We start from the raw sequence: 17,227 nt of genomic DNA on the forward strand, positions 1-17,227 counted from the left end.
GAGACACGCATGAAGGTGGCGCAGCAGTCGGGCGCGACGGTCTTCAAGCTGCCCGACCTGGGCGAGGGCCTCACCGAGGCGGAGGTCCTGGAGTGGAAGGTCTCGGTCGGCGACACCGTCGCGGTCGACCAGATCATCGTCGAGGTGGAGACCGCGAAGGCCGCCGTGGACGTCCCGATCCCGGTCGCCGGCACGGTCACCGAGCTGTACGCCGAGCCCGGCGCGGTCGTGGACGTGGGCTCCCCCTTGATCGCGGTGACCGCCGTGGAGTCGGCGCCCGCCGAGAGCCCGGCGGCGGAGCGGTACCGGGAGGAGGAGCGCGCCGGTTCCGGGAACGTGCTCGTCGGCTACGGGACGTCCGGGAGCCGCCGGTCGCGGCGCCGCGCCGCCAAGCGGCCTCCGGCGCAGGCGGGGCCCCCGTCCCGCGAGGAGGTGCCGCGGGTCATCTCGCCCGTGGTGCGGCGCCTGGCGAAGGACCACGGGATCGACGTCGCCGCGGTGGCACCGACCGGTCCCGGCGGCGTCATCCTGCGGCGGGACGTGGAGAAGGCGATCGCCGCCGCCGCGCCGGCCGCCGACGCGCCCCGCGAGGAGATCCGCGAGGAGATCCGCGAGGAGGCGGGCGCCGTGCGGGTCCCGCTCAAGGGCGTGCGGCGGGCGACGGCGGAGAAGCTGTCCCGCAGCCGCCGCGAGATCCCGGACGCGACCACCTGGGTGGACGTGGACGCGACCCGGCTGGTCAAGCTCAAGAGGAAGATCCAGGAGGCCGACCCGGACGCGGGCGTCGGGATGCTGGCCCTGTTCGCCGCCGTCTGCCTGACCGGCCTGCGGCGCTTCCCCGAGCTGAACGCCTACGTGGACGCGGAGCGGCAGGAGATCGTCCGGTTGCCGCGCGTGCATCTCGGGTTCGCCGCGCAGACCGACCGGGGCCTGGTGGTGCCGGTGGTCCGCGACGCTCACGAGATGACGCTGGCCGAGCTCGCGGCCGCGCTGCGGGAGCGCACCGAGCAGGCCCGCGAGGGGCGCCTCGCGCCGGGCGACCTCACCGGCGGCACGTTCACGCTGAACAACTACGGCGTGTTCGGCGTGGACGGCTCGACCCCGATCATCAACCATCCCGAGGCGGCCATGCTCGGCGTCGGGCGGATCGCCGACAAGCCGTGGGCGCACAAGGGGAAGGTGCGGCTGCGCAAGGTGACGCAGCTGTCGTTCACGTTCGACCACCGGGTCTGCGACGGCGGCGTCGCCGGCGGTTTCCTCCGCTTCGTCGCCGACTGCGTGGAGCGTCCGGAAGTGCTGGTCACCCACCGCTAGCCGCCGCGCGGCGGCGCAGGCCGCGGGCCGCTCCGCAGGCCGTCGAACGCGACCTTGCAGAGCGCGTCGGCGATCTCTTCCCCGCTCGCGCCGCCGCGCGGCCTGTACCACTCGATCAGCGAGTTGACCAGGCCGAACAGCAGCCGGGCCGCGATCGCCGGGTCGATGTCGGGGCGGATGTCGCCGTCCGCCTCGGCCTCGGCGACCAGCCCGGACACCAGGTGGTCGAACTCGCGGCGGCGGGCCAGCGCCCGCTTCTCGACGGCGGTGTTGCCGCGCACCCGCAGCAGCAGGGTGACGAACGGCTGCTGCGCGACGAGGACGGCGACGCTGGCCCGGACGAGGTGCTCCAGCCGGTCGATGGCGCGCCCCTCGACGGCCGCGGTCTCCTCGGCGGCGGCGAACAGCCCGTCGAGCGCCCGGTCGACGGCGAGCTGGAGCAGCTCGTCCTTCCCGGCGACGTGGTGGTAGATCGCGGACTTGCTGATGCCGAGGCGCTTCGCCAGGTCGTCCATGCTGGTGCCGTCGTAGCCGCGCTCGTTGAACACCCGCACGGCGACGCGCAGCAGCGACTCCTTGTCGTAGCCGGGCCGTCCCCGCCGGTTCGCCCGCCCGCCGCCCGCATTGTTCACGGGGCTCATTATCGCAGCGCCGAAGCCGTCCCGGCTCTTCTCCCGGGCCCCGCCGGCGGGTTAATATCTGACTGAACGGACGGTCAGTAATTCGAGGAGGTCGGATGGCTCCGCTGCCCAGCTACGTGTCCGGTGCCTGGCATGTCCCACCGGACGAGGGCGCGCCGCTCACCGACGCCGTGACCGGCGAGGAGGTCGCGCGAATCTCCTCCGCCGGCATCGACATGGCCGCGGCGCTGGAGCACGGCCGCCGCACCGGCGGGCCGGCGCTGCGCGAGCTGACCTTCCACCAGCGCGCCGCGCTGCTCAAGGAGCTCGGGCTCCACCTGCGCGAGCACCGCGACGAGCTGTACGCGCTGTCGGCGCGCACCGGCGCGACCCTCGCCGACTCGAAGATCGACGTGGACGGCGGCATCGGCGTCCTGCTCGCCTACGCGAGCAAGGGCAAGCGCGAGCTGCCGAACGACACCGTGCTCGTCGACGGCGACGTGGAGCCGCTGAGCAAGGGCGGCACGTTCGCCGGACGGCACGTCTGCACGCCGCTGCAGGGCGTCGCCGTGCAGATCAACGCGTTCAACTTCCCCGTGTGGGGGCCGCTGGAGAAGCTCGCGCCCGCGTTCCTCGCCGGGATGCCGAGCCTGATCAAGCCCGCGCCGCAGACGGCGTACCTGTCCGCGCGGCTGGCCGAGCTGATCGTCGAGTCGGGCATCCTGCCGGAGGGGACGCTCCAGCTCGTCTGCGGCGACCCGCGCGACCTGCTGGACCACCTGACCGAGCAGGACGTCCTGGCGTTCACCGGGTCCGCCGCCACCGGGCGGCTGCTGCGCGGCCACCCGGTGGTGACCGGGCGGTCGGTGCGGTTCAACGCGGAGGCCGACTCGCTGAACTGCTCGATCCTCGGCCCCGACGCCCGTCCCGGAACGGCCGAGTTCGACCTGTTCGTAAGGCAGCTCGTCACCGAGATGACGGTGAAGGCCGGCCAGAAGTGCACGGCCATCCGGCGCGCCCTGGTGCCGTCCGAGCTGATGGACGACGTGGCCGAGGCGGCGGGCGAGCGGCTCGCGCGGGTGAAGATCGGCAACCCGTCCGACCCGGAGGTCCGGATGGGCGCGCTCGCCACCCTCGACCAGCGCGACGAGGTCCGCCGGCAGCTGAAGAAGCTTCTGGACGCGGGGCGCATCGTGTTCGGCGACCCCGAGAAGGTCGACGTCATCGGCGCCGACGCCGAGCGCGGCGCGTTCATGTCGCCGGTCCTGCTCCGCGCGGACGACGCCGAGCGCCCCGAACCCCACGAGGTGGAGGCGTTCGGCCCGGTCAGCACGCTGCTCCCGTACGACGGCGGCGCCGCGCACGCGGTCGCGCTCGCGGCCCGCGGGCTGGGCAGCCTGGTCGGCTCGGTCGTCACCGCCGACCCCGAGTTCGCGCGCCGCGTCGTGCTGGGCGCCGCGCCGTGGCACGGTCGGCTGCTCGTCCTGAACGAGGAGGACGCGAAGGAGTCCACCGGGCACGGCTCCCCCATGCCGGGCCTGGTGCACGGCGGCCCGGGGCGCGCGGGCGGCGGCGAGGAGATGGGCGGCATGCGCGGCGTCATGCACCACATGCAGCGCACCGCCGTCCAGGCCGGGCCGTCGATGCTGTCCGCGATCACCGGGCGCTGGACGCGGGGCGCCGCCCGCACCGAGAGCGGCGTCCACCCGTTCCGCAAGCACCTCGAAGAGCTGCGGATCGGCGACACGGTCGTCGCCGGCCCCCGCACCGTCACCCTCGACGACATCGAGCACTTCGCCGAGTTCACCGGCGACACCTTCTACGCCCACATGGACGAGGAGGCCGCCGAGGCGAACCCGTTCTTCGGCGGCCGCGTCGCGCACGGCTACCTGGTGGTCTCGTTCGCGGCGGGCCTGTTCGTGTCGCCCGAGCCCGGCCCCGTCCTCGCGAACTACGGGCTGGAGAACCTGCGGTTCCTCACCCCCGTCAAGCCGGGCGACGAACTGACGGTGAAGCTCACCGCCAAGCAGATCACCCCGCGGGAGAACGCCGCCTACGGCGAGGTCCGCTGGGACACCGAGGTCACCAACCAGGAGGGCGCCGCGGTCGCGACGTACGACGTCCTGACCCTGGTGGCCAAGCGGGAGGCATCATGACGCAGGACACCGCGGAGACGCTGGAGCACTTCGAGCGGACGATCGAGCGCGACCAGCGGATCGAGCCGCGCGACTGGATGCCGGAGAAGTACCGGGCGACGCTGATCCGGCAGATCGCGCAGCACGCGCACTCCGAGATCATCGGGATGCAGCCGGAGGGCGCCTGGATCACCCGCGCGCCGTCGCTGCGCCGCAAGGCGATCCTGCTCGCCAAGGTGCAGGACGAGGCCGGCCACGGCCTGTACCTGTACTCGGCGGCGGAGACGCTCGGCGCCGACCGGTCCGACCTGACCGGCAAGCTGATCTCCGGGAAGCAGAAGTACTCGTCGATCTTCAACTACCCGACGCTGACGTTCGCGGACGTCGGCGTGATCGGCTGGCTGGTGGACGGCGCCGCGATCTGCAACCAGGTGCCGCTGTGCCGCAGCTCCTACGGCCCGTACGCGCGGGCGATGATCCGCATCTGCAAGGAGGAGTCGTTCCACCAGCGGCAGGGCTACGAGCTGCTCATGACCCTCATGCGCGGCACGGACGCGCAGCGGGAGATGGTGCAGGACGCCGTGAACCGCTGGTGGTGGCCGTCGCTGATGATGTTCGGCCCGCCGGACGCCGACTCCACGCACACCGCGCAGTCCATGGCCTGGAAGATCAAGCGGCACACCAACGACGAGCTGCGGCAGCGGTTCGTGGACATGACCGTCCCGCAGGCGGAGGCGCTCGGCGTCGCGCTCCCCGACCCGGACCTGCGCTGGAACGAGGAGCGCGGCCACTACGACTTCGGCGAGATCGACTGGTCGGAGCTGAAGCGCGTGATCAGCGGCGACGGCCCCTGCAACGCCGAGCGGATCGAGCGGCGCCGCAAGGCCCACGAGGACGGCGCCTGGGTGCGCGAGGCCGCCGCCGCGCACGCCGCGAAGCACGCCCGGAAGGAGGTCGCGTGATGGAGGGGAACTGGCCGCTCTACGAGGTGTTCGTCCGCGGCAAGCGCGGCCTGAACCACGTGCACGTCGGCTCGCTGCGCGCCCCCGACGCCGAGATGGCGCTGCGCAACGCCCGCGACCTGTACACGCGGCGCAACGAGGGCGTCAGCATCTGGGTGGTGAAGTCGGAGGACATCACCGCGTCCAGCCCGGACGAGAAGGACCCCTTCTTCGCGCCCAGCGGCGACAAGGTCTACCGGCACCCGACGTTCTACGAGATCCCCGAGAACGTCCCCCACATGTGAGGCTTCCGATGTCGTCCGACAACCCGTTCGAGGCCCTCTCCGAGCAGAGCGACGACACCCGCTGGGCGTTCGGCACCGGGTTCGAGGATCCGCTCGCCGGGATCGACCCGTCCGTCCCGGACGGCGTCGACCGCGCCGCGCTGGCCGCGTACTGCCTGATGCTCGGCGACGACGCCCTCGTCATGTCGCACCGCCTCCAGGAATGGTGCACGCACGCACCCGAGCTGGAGGAGGAGGTCGCGCTCGCCAACATCGCGCTCGACCTGCTGGGCCAGGCCCGGCTGCTGCTGGCGCGCGCCGGCGTCGCCGAGGACAAGGGCCGCGGCGAGGACGACCTCGCCTACTTCCGGGACGCGCCCGACTTCCGCAACGTCGGCCTGGCCGAGGTCGAGAACGGGGACTTCGCGTACTCGACCGTCCGGCTCCTCATGTTCGCGACGTGGCGCCTGGCGATCCTCGACCGCCTGACCTCCTCCCGCGACCCGGTCCTCGCCGCGATCGCCGCCAAGGGCGTCAAGGAGGTCGCCTACCACCGCGACCACGCCGCGCTCTGGACGATCAGGCTCGGCGACGGCACCGACGTGTCCCACGAGCGCGCCCAGCGGGCCCTGGACGACCTCTGGCCGCTGACCGGCGAGCTCTTCGCGACGCACGAGGTCGAGCGCCACCTGGCCGACGCCGGCGTCGGCGTCGACCCGTCCGACGTGCGCGCGGAGTTCGACGCCGTCCTCGACGAGGTCCTGTCCCGCGCCACGCTCGACCGGCCCGAGCCCGCCCCGTCCCACCTGGCCGGGCGGGACGGCGCGCACTCGCCCGCGCTCACCGGCCTGCTGGCGGAGATGCAGAGCCTGGCCCGCGCCCATCCGGGGGCGACATGGTGAGCGCCCGAGCCGTCGCCGAGGCGGTCACCGACCCCGAGCTGCCGATGCTCACGCTGGCCGAGCTGGGGGTCCTGCGCGACGTCACGGAGGAGTCCGGCCGCGTCGAGGTGACGATCACCCCGACCTACACCGGCTGCCCGGCCCTGGACACGATGCGCGCCGACCTCCGCAAGAGCCTCGCCGACGCCGGATACGGCGACGTGGAGATCCGCACGGTCCTCGATCCGCCCTGGACGAGCGACTGGATCAGCGACTCGGGGCGCCGCAAGCTCCGGGAGGCCGGGATAGCGCCGCCCGGTCCCGCGCCCCGCCGCGCCTCCGGCCCGATCCCCCTCGCGCTGGGCCCGACCCGGCGCGTCCGGTGCCCGCACTGCGGCTCCGCGGACACGGCCGAGGTGTCCCGGTTCGGCGCGACCGCCTGCAAGTCGCTGCGCCGCTGCGAGTCCTGCCGGGAACCGTTCGAGCACTTCAAGGAGATCTGAGTGACGCTCACCGAGGTCGCGCCGCGCCGCGCCGGGTTCCACGCGCTCCGCGTCGCGGGCGTCGAGCGCCTGTGCGACGACGCGGTCGCGGTCACCTTCGACGTGCCGCCGGACCTGGCGGACGCCTACCGCTTCCGCCCCGGCCAGTTCCTCACGCTGCGCCGCACGATCGGCGGCCGCGAGGAGCGCCGCTCCTACTCGATCTGCGCGCCGGCCGGGGCCGCGCCGCGCATCGGCGTCCGCGAGATCCCGGACGGCCTGTTCTCGTCCTGGCTGGTCCACGACGTGCGGCCGGGCGATGCCGTCGAGGTGCTGCCGCCGTCGGGCACGTTCACCCTCGGCGCCACCGCCGCCCACCACGTGCTGATCGCCGCGGGCTCGGGCATCACGCCCGTCCTGTCGATCGCCGCGTCCGCCCTCGCCGACCCCGCCGCCCGCGTCACCGTCCTCTACGGCAACCGGCGCAGCGGCACGGTGATGTTCGCCGACGAGCTCGCCGACCTGAAGGACGCCCACCCCGACCGGTTCGAACTCGTCCACGTCCTCTCCCGGGAGCCGCGGGAGGCGGAGCTGTTCACCGGACGCCTGGACGCCGCCAAGCTCCGCACGCTCCTCCCCCTGATCGTCCCGGTCGCCGACGTCGGCCACTGGTGGCTGTGCGGCCCGCTCGGCATGGTCACCGACGCCCGCGACGTCCTGCGGGGCTTCGGCGTGCCCCGCGACCGCGTCCACCAGGAGCTGTTCTACGTGGACGAGCCGCCCCCCGAGCCGAACCGGAAGGAGTCCGCCCCCACCGGCCCGGCCTGCGAGGTCACCGTCATCCTGGACGGCCGCTCCACGACCCTCACCCAGCCCCAGGACGCGCGGATCCTGGACTCCGCTCAGCGGGTCCGCCCAGACCTGCCGTTCGCCTGCAAGGGCGGCGTCTGCGGCACCTGCCGCGCCCGGGTCGTCGAAGGCGAAGCCGATATGCGCCGCAACTTCGCCCTGGAACCGTCCGAGGTGGACGCCGGCTACATCCTGACCTGCCAGTCGACCCCGTCCACCCCCCGCCTGACCGTCGACTACGACACCTGAGAGCCGGCCCGGCCGGTCATTCCGGGGCGCAGACGAGGTCGCGGGCGGGCGGGCGCCCGGTCGCGAGGTAGTCGTTCACCCGGTCCCGGACGCACAGGTTCGGGTACCCGCGCTGGTAGGGCGCGTGGACGTTCGCCCGCAGCGTGATCATGCGGGTGCCGGGCAGCATCCGGTGGGCGGTCAGGTTGCTCGCGTAGGTGGTGCGGGTGTCACCGGTCGCCGCCACCATCAGCGCGCGCAGGGGGCCGACGCCCCGGACCGGCGGCTCGGCGGGGCGCACCGGCCAGAACGCACACGGGCCGATGCCGCGGCCCACCGGCGCGAACAGGGGGCTTGCGGCGCGGTGCCGCCGCACGTCCCGCCGGTAGACCTCCGGGTCGCGCGGTGCCGCGGCGTCACCGCAGATGATGGCGCTCTGCCCGCTGCCGTACCGCGACTCCGCCCCGGTCAGCAGGAAGGCGAGTTCCTCGTCGAGGTCGGGGGTGGGCTTCGCGGGGCGCCCGGCCGCGGCGTCCGCCAGCACCCGCACCGAGGCGGCGAGGCTCGCCCGCGCCGCGTCCTCGTCGGTGCCGAGGTTGTCGAACAGCACCACCGGCAGCATCGTGTCGTCCAGGCGGTACCTGCCGACGGCGAGCGGCGCGCGGGCGGACGCCGCGTAGATCCGCTCGACGGTGGCCAGGACCTCGCCGCGCGTCTCCCCGAGCCCGTACGTGGCGTGGCGCTCCGCCGCCCACGCCGCCCAGTCGCCGAGCGCCCGGTCGTTCGCCCGCGCCATGGTGGCGATGACGCGCGGCCCCCAGGACAGCGTGTCCTGCGAACTGTCGAGGACGACCCGGTCGAGGCGGCCCGGGAACATCGCCGCGTAGACCTGGCCGAGGTAGGTGCCGTAGGAGGCGCCGTTGTAGGACACCTTCCGCTCGCCGAGCGCGCCGCGGACGACGTCCATGTCGCGTGCGATGCTGCGGGTGCTGATGTACGGGAGGACATCGCCGTTCGTCCGCGCGCATCGCCGTGCCAGGTCCTCGGCGAACGCGACCGACCGGTCGAACGAGCGGCGGGTCGCGCCCGCGCCCTTGATCCATGTGGCGGCCGGCCAGCCGCAGTCGATTCCGCCGCTGCGGCCCAGGGAGCGCGGATCCATGCCGACGAGGTCGTAGCGCGGCCCCGCCGCGCCCATGAGGTCGCGCATGTAGGGCGGCATGTCGATCGACGGCCCCGGCCCGCCCCCGTTGAGGATCATCGTCCCGATGCGGTGCCCGGTGTCGGACGCCTTGAGCCGGGAGATCGCGACGGTCATCGTCCGGCCGTCCGGCCGGGCGTAGTCGAGCGGGACGGTCACGTCGGCGCACCGCGCGCCGGCCCTGTCGAGTTCCGCGCCGACCTCGTCGTCCGGGCCGAGCGTGCACGCCTTCCAGGTGAGCCGCTGGTGGTAGAACCGGCCGAGGCCGCCTCCCGTTTCACCGGCGGCGCCGCGCTCCCCGGCCGGGGCCGCCCAAGCGGCGGGGGCGAGCAGTGCCAGCGCGGCGGCCGCGCCGGTCAGCGCCGCCGCCCGTCGGATCGTCTTCATGCGGCCTCCTCGCACAGGGCGGTCTGGACGAGGTCCAGTTCGCCGGTGAACGCTTCGAAGGTGGACGGGTTCTCGTTGAAGGCGACCGCGACGCGGCGCCCGGACGGCGCCGTGCCGGAGATCGCCGTGAAGCCGTCGATGTCGCCGGCGTGGCCCCACCAGGTGCCGCCGCAGCGCAGCGGCGTGCCGATAAGCCCGAGGCCGTACCGCGCGCCCTCCCACACGCGGTCGGGGTCGGCGGGGACGGTCCGCTTCATCTCCGCGAGCATCGCCGGAGGCAGTAGCCGCCCGCCCGTCAGCGCCCCGAGGAACGCGCTGACGTCGCGCGGGGTGGAGATGAGCGCGCCACCGGCCCCGCCCGCCGAGATGTTCATCTCGGTGTAGTCGGTGTACGAGCCGTCCTCCTCGCGGACGTAGCCGCGCGCATGCGGGCCGCGGATCCACGTCTCGTCACCGGGCCAGTAGGTGTCGTGGAGCCGCAGCGGCGTGATGATCCGGCGCGACACCTCGTCCTCCACCGCGTGCCCGGTGGCCTTCTCCACGATGAGCCCGGCGATCACATAGTTGGTGGTGGAGTAGTGCCATCCGGGCGCGGGACGGGGCAGGGTCAGCGCCCGCGCCACCAGCTCCTCCTGCTCGAAGTGCCGGAAGCGGAAGTCCTCGGTGCTCTCGAACGTGTCCATGTGGTCGGGCAGGCCGCTGGTGTGCCGCAGCAGGCTCCGGATGGTGATCTTCCGGCCGTCGTAGCCGTTCCGGTCGATCAGGCCGGGCAGGTAGCGCGCCACGGGCGCGTCCAGGCGGACGCGGCCCTCCGCCGCCAGCGCGAGAACCGTGGCGGCCGTGAACGTCTTTGTGATGCTGCCGATCCGCCCCCGCAGGCCAGAGGTCATCGGACGGCCCGTCCGCCGGTCGGCGACGCCGCTCGCGTGCGTCCACGTCCCGCAGCGCGGGTCGTCGACCCGCACCGCCGCACCCGTCAGGCCGTGGACGCGCGTCATGCGCTCCAGGGCCGCCCGCAGGGCGTGATGGTCGGCGCAGCGGGCCTGTCCGGCCCGCGCCGGCTCCGGCGCCGCCGCGGTGGCGGCGACCGCCGCGGCTCCCAGCAGCAACGCGATGATCCGCTGAATCTTGGTCATGTCACCTGGACGCTAGGCGGGCGCGCTCCCCCGGACACTGGTGTGCTCTCCCTGAACGGGGGTGGGGCCAGCCCCATCCCGCCCTCGGGGGGTTCCGGTGACCGGGACAGGGGTTGGACGGGGGTTCCGGCGCTCTTACGATCGGCGCACCCATGAGCCGCCTGCCGGCGGTGACGATCGGGCCGGGCGCGGGCCCTCGACTGGGGTCGTCCGCGCGTGCGCGGGCACCGGCGGAGAGGAAGACATGGACCAGACCGCTGACTACGTGGTGGTGGGGGCCGGGAGCGCGGGGTGCGTGCTGGCGCGGCGGCTCGCCGATTCGGGGGCGAGCGTCGTCCTGGTGGAGGCGGGCGGGCCGGACCGGACGCCGCTGGTCCGCAAGCCCGGCCTGATCGCCGTCTTCCACAACGTCCCGCAGCTGAAGAAGAAGCTGGACTGGGGGTTCTACAGCGCCCCGCAGGAGCACGCGCTGAACCGGAAGATCCCGCAGACGCGGGGGAAGGTGCTCGGCGGGTCCGGGTCGATCAACGGGATGCTGTTCGTGCGGGGGCACCGCAGGAACTACGACGACTGGGCCGCGGACGGCTGCGCCGGCTGGGGCTTCGACGACGTCCTCCCCAGCTACAAGCGCATGGAGAACTGGGAGGACGGCGCCGGCGAGCTGCGCGGCGCCGGCGGGCCGATCCAGGTGACCCGGCAGCGCGACCTCACGCCCGCGTCGGAGGCGTTCATCGAGGCGCTGATCGAGACGGCCGGGGTGAAGCGGAACGACGACTACAACGGCGAGGAGCAGGAGGGCGCGGGCGTCTTCCAGCAGAGCGTCGACAAGGGGCTGCGCTACAGCTCGTCCGTCGGCTACCTCGACGACCACGGGCTCGCGAACCTGACGGTGCTGACCGGTGCGCTGGTGGGGCGCGTGGTGATCGACAAGGGCCGGGCCACGGGCGTCGAGGTCGTCACGAAGAAGGGGACGTCGACGATCCGGGCGTCCAAGGAGGTCGTGCTGGCGGCCGGCGCGTTCGGGTCCCCGCAGCTGCTGATGCTGTCGGGGGTCGGCCCCGCCGCGCACCTGCGGGAGCACGGCATCGAGGTGCACGCCGACCTGCCCGTCGGCGACAACCTGCACGACCACATGTTCGTGCCGATGACGTTCGTCATGGACACGGCCCGGCACCGGGGCACCGCGCCGTACTTCGCGCGGGGCGTCGCCAAGGAGTGGACGAAGGGCGGGACGTGGGTGGCCCGCAGCGTGTTCGAGGCGGTCGGGTTCGTCCGCACCGGGCACGCCGGCGACATCCCCGACCTGCAGATCCACGCGCTGCCGTGGTCGTACCCGTTCCCGAACCAGGACGCCCCGGTGCGCCACAAGGTGGACAAGCGGCCCGCGCTGACGATCATGCCGACGCTGATCTACCCGAAGAGCCGCGGCACGGTCCGGCTCGGGTCGGCGGACCCGTCCGCCCCGCCGGTGATCGACCCCGGCTACCTGAGCGAGCCCGACGACGCCCGGCTGCTGCTGGACGGCATCGAGCTCGTCCGGGAGGTGATGGCGAACAAGGCGATCGCCGGGGACGTCAAGCTGGAGCTGTCCCCCGGCCCGTCCTTCCCGGACCGGGCCGCGCTGGCGAAGGAGCTGCCGAACCGCGCGACGACCGTCTACCACCCGGTGGGCAGCTGCCGCATGGGGTCGGACGAGCGGGCCGTCGTCGACCCCGCGCTGCGGGTGCGGGGCATCGAGGGCCTGCGGGTCGCGGACGCGTCGATCATGCCGAGCATCACCGGCGGCAACACCAACGCCCCCAGCATGATGATCGGCGAGCACGCCGCAACCCTGATCCTGGGCGCCTAGCCGCCTCGCCGGGGTCGTGGGTCCGTCGGGAAGCGCAGGACCCAGCGGCGCTGCCACGGGGTCTCCACGGCGCGCCGGTGGTAGTGCTCGCGCGCCCAGACGACCGCCTCGGACGGGTCCACCCCGGACAGGACGGCCAGGCACGCGATGACGGTGCCCGTGCGCCCGACGCCGCCGCCGCAGGCGACCTCCACCGCCTCACCGGCCACGGCCCGCTCGTGCAGGGCGCGGATCTGCCGGACGGCCTCGTCCCGGTCGCGGGGCAGCCGGAAGTCGGGCCAGTCGAGCCACGCCGACTCCCAGCGCAGCGCCGGCCCGTGGCGGCGGCGGAGCTTCGCCGAGCCCAGGTAGAGGCCGAAGTCCGGTTCGGGGCCGTCCGGCAGCGGGTCGCGCAGGCCGCGGCCCCTGATCCACGCGCCGTCCGGGAGCCGGATCGCGCCGGTGAGGGTCATCGGGCCGCCTCCCGCCTGCGGGCGCGGTGGTTGGCGACGTTCAGCCGGTTCCCGCACCGCTCCGGCATGCAGTAGCGGCGGCGCCCGGCGCGGCTGGCGTCGGCGAACACGCCGCGGCAGCCGGGCGCGGCGCACGCGCGGAACCGGTCGTGGCCGAGCGCCCGGACGAGCCCGAGCAGCGCGACGCCGAGCACGGCGGCCAGTTCGCCCGCGAGGGACGCGTCCCGGGCGGTCGGGACGTACCACTGCCACCGGCCGGACGGGTCGCGGCGCAGCACGGGCGCCAGCCCGGCGTGCCCGGCGAGCAGCGACGCGCCCTCCACCGCCCGCTCGGCGGTCCCGGCCTCCATGACGGCGCGCACCTCGCGGCGGAGCAGGCGCACCTGCTCGACGTCCGCGGCGGTGGGCGTCCGGACGTCGTACGCCGCGAGGAGGGCGGCCAGCTCGGCGGGGCCGGTGAGCGCCTCGGCGCCCCGCGCGTCCGGCGACGTGGCGACCAGGTCGTTCGCGACCTCGACACCCGCCGCGTAGTCGGCGAGGGAAATGAGCACACGTCCTCCTGTAAGGGTTGCAGGAGGACTGTAGCCCTTACTCGGTGCTGACGTCGAACTGCAGGCCGCCGTTCGCGGCGGAGACCTCCACGTGCCGGCCGTGCTCCAGGTCGCCGGACAGCAGCAGGTCGGCGAGCTGGTCGTCCACCTCCCGCTGGATCGTGCGGCGCAGCGGCCGGGCGCCGAACTCCGGCTGGTAGCCGCGCTCGGCGAGCCAGTCGACGGCCTCGGGGGTGAAGTCGACGTCGACGTCCTGGGCGCGGAGGCGGCGGCGCGTCTCGTCCAGCAGCAGGTCGGTGATCTGCCGCAGCTGGCCCGCCTCCAGCCGCCGGAACACGATGATCTCGTCGATCCGGTTGAGGAACTCGGGCCGGAACGACTCGCGCAGCCGCCGCATGATCCGGTCGCTGAGCGCGCCCCCCTCGCCGTCGCGCCCGCCGAAGCCGATCTCGTTGGTGCCGGCGATCAGCTCGGAGCCCAGGTTGGACGTCATGATCACGACGGTGTTGCGGAAGTCGACGGTGCGGCCCTGCGCGTCGGTCAGCCGGCCGTCGTCGAGGAGCTGGAGCAGGACGTTGAACACGTCCTGGTGCGCCTTCTCGATCTCGTCCAGCAGGATCACCGAGTACGGCTGCCGCCGCACGGCGTCGGTCAGCTGCCCGGCCTCCTCGTATCCGACGTAGCCGGGCGGGGCGCCCATCAGCCGGCTGACGGTGTGCCGCTCCTGGAACTCGCTCATGTCGAACCGGATCATCCGGTCCTGGCTGCCGAACAGGGCCTCCGCCAGGGCCTTCGCCAGCTCGGTCTTGCCGACGCCGGTCGGGCCGAGGAAGAGGAACCCGCCGATCGGGCGGTCCGGGTCGCCCATGCCGGCACGGGACCGCCGGACGGCCCGCGCCACCGCCTCCACCGCGTCCTCCTGCCCGATGACGCGCTGGTGCAGGTGCTCCTCCAGCCGGGTGAGCCGCTCCTTCTCGGCCTGCGTGAGCTGCGTGACCGGCACCCCGGAGATCCGGGAGACGACCTCGGCGACGTCCTCGACGGCCACCTCGGGGACGGTCGCGGGCGCGTCGTCGTCGCGGGCGGTCTCCAGGTCCTTCTCCAGCCGGGCGATCTCGTCGCGCAGCTCGGACGCCTTCTCGTAGTCCTCGTCCGCGACGGCCTGGTCCTTCTCCCGGCGCCGCCGGTCGAGCCGCTGCTCCAGCTCGCGCCTGCCGCCGTCCCGCGTGCCCGCGCGCAGCCGGACGCGGGCGCCCGCCTGGTCGATCAGGTCGATCGCCTTGTCCGGCAGGAACCGGTCGGTCAGGTACCGGCTGGACAGGTCCACGGCCGCGACCAGCGCCTCGTCGTTGTAGCGCACCGAATGGTGCGCCTCGTAGCGGTCGCGGAGGCCGCGCAGGATCTCGATGCTGTCGTCGGGGCTCGGCTCCGACACCAGGATCGGCTGGAACCGGCGCTCCAGCGCCGCGTCCTTCTCGATGTTGCGGCGGTACTCGTCGATGGTGGTCGCGCCGACGACGTTCAGCTCGCCCCGCGACAGCGGGGGCTTCAGCATGTTCCCCGCGGACATCGCGCCCTCGGCGCTGCCCGCGCCCACGATCGTGTGGATCTCGTCGATGAACACGACCAGCTCGTCGGCGTGGTCGCGGATCTCGTCCACGACCTTCTTCAGCCGCTCCTCGAAGTCGCCCCGGTACCGGGTGCCGGCGACGACCCCGCCGAGGTCGAGCTGGACGAGCCGCTTCCCGCGCAGCGTCTCCGGCACCTCGTCGTCGACGATCCGCTGCGCGAGGCCCTCGGCGATCGCGGTCTTCCCGACCCCCGGGTCGCCGATCAGCACCGGGTTGTTCTTGGTGCGCCGCGACAGCACCTCGACGGTCTCCTCGATCTCCCGCTCCCGCCCGATCACCGGGTCGATCCGGCCCTCCCGCGCCAGCGCGGTCAGGTCGCGGCCGAACTCGTCCAGCGTCGGCGTCTCGGACGGCTGCCCGCCGCCCCCGCCGCCCGGCGGCTGCCCCGGCCCGCCGCCCGTCGCCGCCTGCTGGAGCGTGTCGGGCGTCACGTGCTCGTGGTCGAGGATGCGCCCCGCGCTGGACCCCCGGTCGAGCGCCAGCGCGAACAGCAGATGCTCGGGCCCGATGTAGGACGACCCGAGCGCCCGCGAGACCTGGTGCGAATCCAGCAGCGCCCGCTTGGCGGACGGCGTCAGCTCCGGCGGCACGTCCCGCGGCTCGCCCCGCCGGGCATGGCTCTCGATCTCGTCCTTGATCTTGTCGGGGTCGGCACCGGCCCGCACGATCCACTGCCGGGTGCCCTGCTGCCGGGTCGCCGCCCACAGCAGGTGGTCGGTGTCCAGATCGACGCTGCCCCACCGGGCCGCCTGGGCCGCCGCGTCCCGCACCAGTTCGCGCGCGGGCTCGCTCATCAGCCGGGCGATGCTGATCCGCTCCTGCGGGCGCCGGTGCGCCCGCGAGCCGAAGAAGCGGGCGAGCATCTCCTCGAACGGGTCCATCCCCCCGGCCCCGTACCACCCCGCGGTCATCTTCGAAACCCCCCGGTCGAAGGACACGTCCTAGCAATGGTGACTCACGTGCCCGTGCCTTGGCCCGGGAAACCCGCGTCCCGCGGCCGTGCCGCCGGTGAAGACGATCTTGTCCGCCGCCTCGGCGAGCACGCTCGCGGTCGGCGGCGCGTGCGCCGTCCAGGAGCCCATGCCGCCGCCGATGTGACCACGCCGACATTTGAACGCGTTCAAAACTCCGCTAGGCTCGCCCCGAGGAAAGGGTGACGCCATGAAGGTTGTGATCCCCGGGGGAACCGGACAGGTGGGCACGATCCTGGACCGCGCCCTGACGGCGGCAGGACACGAGGTCGTCGTCCTGACCAGGAGGCCCGCGCACGAACGCCAGGTCCATTGGGACGGGCGGACGCTCGGACCGTGGGCCGACGTGATCGACGGCGGCGACGTCGTGATCAACCTGGCCGGCCGCAGCGTCAGCTGCCGGTACACGCCGGCGAACCTGCAGGAGATGATGGATTCGCGCGTGCTGTCCGCACGCGCCGTCGGCCAGGCGATCGCGGCCGCCGCGAAGCCCCCGCGGGTGTGGCTGCAGATGAGCACCGCCACGATCTACGCGCACCGGTTCGACGCGCCCAACGACGAGGCGACCGGCGTGATCGGCGGCCGCGAGCCCGGCGTGCCGGGCTACTGGGAGTACAGCGTCCGGATCGCCCGGAACTGGGAGCGGGAGCAGGACCGTGCCGCGACCCCGCACACCCGCAAGGTCGCCCTGCGCGCGGCCATGGTGATGAGCCCGGACCGCGGCGGGGTGTTCGACGTCCTGTCATGGCTGGCGCGCCTCGGCCTGGGCGGCCCGGTCGCGGGCGGCGCGCAGTACGTGTCCTGGATCCACGATGAGGACTTCGTCCGAGCGGTCGAGTTCCTGATCGACCGGGACGACTTCACCGGCCCGGTGAACCTGGCCGCCCCGGAGCCCCTGCCGCACCGATCGTTCATGCGCGCCCTGCGAACCGCCTGGCGCATGCCGGTGGGCCTCCCCGCGACCGCATGGATGGCGGAGCTCGGAGCACTGGCAATCCGCTCAGACACCGAACTGCTCCTGAAAAGCCGCCGCGTAATCCCCGGCCGCCTCACAGAAGCCGGCTTCACCTTCGACCACCCGCGATGGCCGGAGGCAGCCGCCGACCTGGCGCACCGCCGCCGCGCGACCAACCCGCAGCGGTCACACGAAACCTCGCCCACCTGAGGGCCTTGACTTTGGAGGGGCGGCACCGTACGCAGCGCCACCCCCACCACCAATTCGTCGAACAACCAATACGGTTCGATACCTCTGACCGCGTGGGGGGAGGCGGCTAAAGGTCGAGGTCACCGGCCTTGATCCGGTTGACCAGAGCCG

15 protein-coding genes are annotated in these 17,227 nt (G+C 73.6%); 9 read left to right on the top strand and 6 right to left on the bottom strand.

Annotation, left to right across the window (positions count from 1 at the left end; all coding sequences use genetic code 11):
• Positions 1–9 precede the first annotated feature (9 nt).
• Entirely contained in the window at positions 10–1,314 is a 1,305-nt protein-coding gene (locus tag ACIWVC_RS09475) for a dihydrolipoamide acetyltransferase family protein (RefSeq protein ID WP_396454015.1), read from the top strand.
• Here ACIWVC_RS09475 and ACIWVC_RS09480 read toward each other — a convergent pair.
• Positions 1,311–1,955 (bottom strand): TetR/AcrR family transcriptional regulator, encoded by a 645-nt coding sequence (locus tag ACIWVC_RS09480; RefSeq protein ID WP_396449508.1) that lies wholly within the window; start codon positions 1,953–1,955, stop codon positions 1,311–1,313. The two genes, ACIWVC_RS09475 and ACIWVC_RS09480, sit on opposite strands and share 4 nt — an antisense overlap.
• Before the next feature lie 95 nt (positions 1,956–2,050).
• Here ACIWVC_RS09480 and paaZ point away from each other — a divergent pair, with 95 nt between their 5' ends.
• The 6 genes from paaZ to paaE are packed head-to-tail and all read left to right on the top strand — an operon-like array spanning position 2,051 to position 7,755.
• Positions 2,051–4,090: a phenylacetic acid degradation bifunctional protein PaaZ gene (gene paaZ / locus ACIWVC_RS09485; protein ID WP_396449507.1), complete on the top strand. Its 2,040-nt coding sequence runs from the start codon at positions 2,051–2,053 to the stop codon at positions 4,088–4,090.
• Positions 4,087–5,031, top strand: coding sequence for a 1,2-phenylacetyl-CoA epoxidase subunit PaaA (paaA, locus tag ACIWVC_RS09490; protein WP_396449506.1), 945 nt, complete (start codon positions 4,087–4,089; stop codon positions 5,029–5,031). Before paaZ ends, paaA begins: the two co-directional genes overlap by 4 nt.
• Positions 5,031–5,315 (top strand): 1,2-phenylacetyl-CoA epoxidase subunit PaaB, encoded by a 285-nt coding sequence (gene paaB, locus ACIWVC_RS09495; protein ID WP_396449518.1) that lies wholly within the window; start codon positions 5,031–5,033, stop codon positions 5,313–5,315. The genes paaA and paaB overlap by 1 nt, the downstream gene beginning before the upstream one ends.
• Before the next feature lie 8 nt (positions 5,316–5,323).
• Complete coding sequence (gene paaC, locus ACIWVC_RS09500) at positions 5,324–6,196, top strand: 1,2-phenylacetyl-CoA epoxidase subunit PaaC (RefSeq protein WP_396449517.1); 873 nt, start codon at positions 5,324–5,326, stop codon at positions 6,194–6,196.
• Positions 6,190–6,678 (top strand): 1,2-phenylacetyl-CoA epoxidase subunit PaaD, encoded by a 489-nt coding sequence (gene paaD / locus ACIWVC_RS09505; RefSeq protein ID WP_396449505.1) that lies wholly within the window; start codon positions 6,190–6,192, stop codon positions 6,676–6,678. The genes paaC and paaD overlap by 7 nt, the downstream gene beginning before the upstream one ends.
• Positions 6,679–7,755: a 1,2-phenylacetyl-CoA epoxidase subunit PaaE gene (paaE, locus tag ACIWVC_RS09510; RefSeq protein WP_396449504.1), complete on the top strand. Its 1,077-nt coding sequence runs from the start codon at positions 6,679–6,681 to the stop codon at positions 7,753–7,755.
• 16 nt (positions 7,756–7,771) lie between these two features.
• Here paaE and ACIWVC_RS09515 read toward each other — a convergent pair whose 3' ends face one another.
• Positions 7,772–9,322 carry an alpha/beta fold hydrolase gene (locus tag ACIWVC_RS09515; RefSeq protein WP_396453994.1) on the bottom strand — a complete coding sequence of 517 codons (1,551 nt, stop codon included), beginning with the start codon at positions 9,320–9,322 and terminating at the stop codon, positions 7,772–7,774.
• Entirely contained in the window at positions 9,319–10,458 is a 1,140-nt protein-coding gene (locus ACIWVC_RS09520) for a serine hydrolase domain-containing protein (protein ID WP_396453995.1), read from the bottom strand. The genes ACIWVC_RS09515 and ACIWVC_RS09520 overlap by 4 nt, the downstream gene beginning before the upstream one ends.
• A 244-nt stretch (positions 10,459–10,702) precedes the next feature.
• On the opposite strand from ACIWVC_RS09520, the gene ACIWVC_RS09525 reads away from it, so the two are divergent.
• On the top strand, positions 10,703–12,307 hold the full coding sequence (locus ACIWVC_RS09525) for a GMC family oxidoreductase (RefSeq protein WP_396453996.1): 1,605 nt from the start codon (positions 10,703–10,705) through the stop codon (positions 12,305–12,307).
• Here ACIWVC_RS09525 and ACIWVC_RS09530 read toward each other — a convergent pair.
• Genes ACIWVC_RS09530 through ACIWVC_RS09540 form a run of 3 tightly spaced genes read right to left on the bottom strand, consistent with a single transcriptional unit; the run spans position 12,304 to position 15,852 of the window.
• Positions 12,304–12,759: a protein-tyrosine phosphatase family protein gene (locus ACIWVC_RS09530; protein ID WP_396449500.1), complete on the bottom strand. Its 456-nt coding sequence runs from the start codon at positions 12,757–12,759 to the stop codon at positions 12,304–12,306. The two genes, ACIWVC_RS09525 and ACIWVC_RS09530, sit on opposite strands and share 4 nt — an antisense overlap.
• On the bottom strand, positions 12,756–13,310 hold the full coding sequence (locus tag ACIWVC_RS09535; RefSeq protein ID WP_396453997.1) for a CGNR zinc finger domain-containing protein: 555 nt from the start codon (positions 13,308–13,310) through the stop codon (positions 12,756–12,758). The genes ACIWVC_RS09530 and ACIWVC_RS09535 overlap by 4 nt, the downstream gene beginning before the upstream one ends.
• 37 nt (positions 13,311–13,347) lie before the next feature.
• Positions 13,348–15,852, bottom strand: coding sequence for an ATP-dependent Clp protease ATP-binding subunit (locus ACIWVC_RS09540; RefSeq protein ID WP_396453998.1), 2,505 nt, complete (start codon positions 15,850–15,852; stop codon positions 13,348–13,350).
• A gap of 250 nt (positions 15,853–16,102) precedes the next feature.
• Here ACIWVC_RS09540 and ACIWVC_RS09545 point away from each other — a divergent pair, with 250 nt between their 5' ends.
• Positions 16,103–17,077: a TIGR01777 family oxidoreductase gene (locus ACIWVC_RS09545; protein WP_396453999.1), complete on the top strand. Its 975-nt coding sequence runs from the start codon at positions 16,103–16,105 to the stop codon at positions 17,075–17,077.
• Positions 17,078–17,227 lie beyond the last annotated feature (150 nt).

Origin of the sequence: Actinomadura sp. (genome assembly GCF_044508335.1) — a bacterium.
In the GTDB taxonomy this organism is placed as follows: domain Bacteria; phylum Actinomycetota; class Actinomycetes; order Streptosporangiales; family Streptosporangiaceae; genus Spirillospora.

Coding starts and splice junctions, on each gene's coding strand:
- ACIWVC_RS09515 (WP_396453994.1), bottom strand. CDS start 9,322: ATGAAGACGATCCGACGGGCGGCGGCGCTGACCGGCGCGGCCGCCGCG.
- paaD (WP_396449505.1), top strand. CDS start 6,190: ATGGTGAGCGCCCGAGCCGTCGCCGAGGCGGTCACCGACCCCGAGCTG.
- paaB (WP_396449518.1), top strand. CDS start 5,031: ATGGAGGGGAACTGGCCGCTCTACGAGGTGTTCGTCCGCGGCAAGCGC.
- paaZ (WP_396449507.1), top strand. CDS start 2,051: ATGGCTCCGCTGCCCAGCTACGTGTCCGGTGCCTGGCATGTCCCACCG.
- ACIWVC_RS09540 (WP_396453998.1), bottom strand. CDS start 15,852: ATGACCGCGGGGTGGTACGGGGCCGGGGGGATGGACCCGTTCGAGGAG.
- paaC (WP_396449517.1), top strand. CDS start 5,324: ATGTCGTCCGACAACCCGTTCGAGGCCCTCTCCGAGCAGAGCGACGAC.
- ACIWVC_RS09480 (WP_396449508.1), bottom strand. CDS start 1,955: ATGAGCCCCGTGAACAATGCGGGCGGCGGGCGGGCGAACCGGCGGGGA.
- ACIWVC_RS09520 (WP_396453995.1), bottom strand. CDS start 10,458: ATGACCAAGATTCAGCGGATCATCGCGTTGCTGCTGGGAGCCGCGGCG.
- paaA (WP_396449506.1), top strand. CDS start 4,087: ATGACGCAGGACACCGCGGAGACGCTGGAGCACTTCGAGCGGACGATC.
- ACIWVC_RS09530 (WP_396449500.1), bottom strand. CDS start 12,759: ATGACCCTCACCGGCGCGATCCGGCTCCCGGACGGCGCGTGGATCAGG.
- ACIWVC_RS09475 (WP_396454015.1), top strand. CDS start 10: ATGAAGGTGGCGCAGCAGTCGGGCGCGACGGTCTTCAAGCTGCCCGAC.
- ACIWVC_RS09525 (WP_396453996.1), top strand. CDS start 10,703: ATGGACCAGACCGCTGACTACGTGGTGGTGGGGGCCGGGAGCGCGGGG.
- ACIWVC_RS09545 (WP_396453999.1), top strand. CDS start 16,103: ATGAAGGTTGTGATCCCCGGGGGAACCGGACAGGTGGGCACGATCCTG.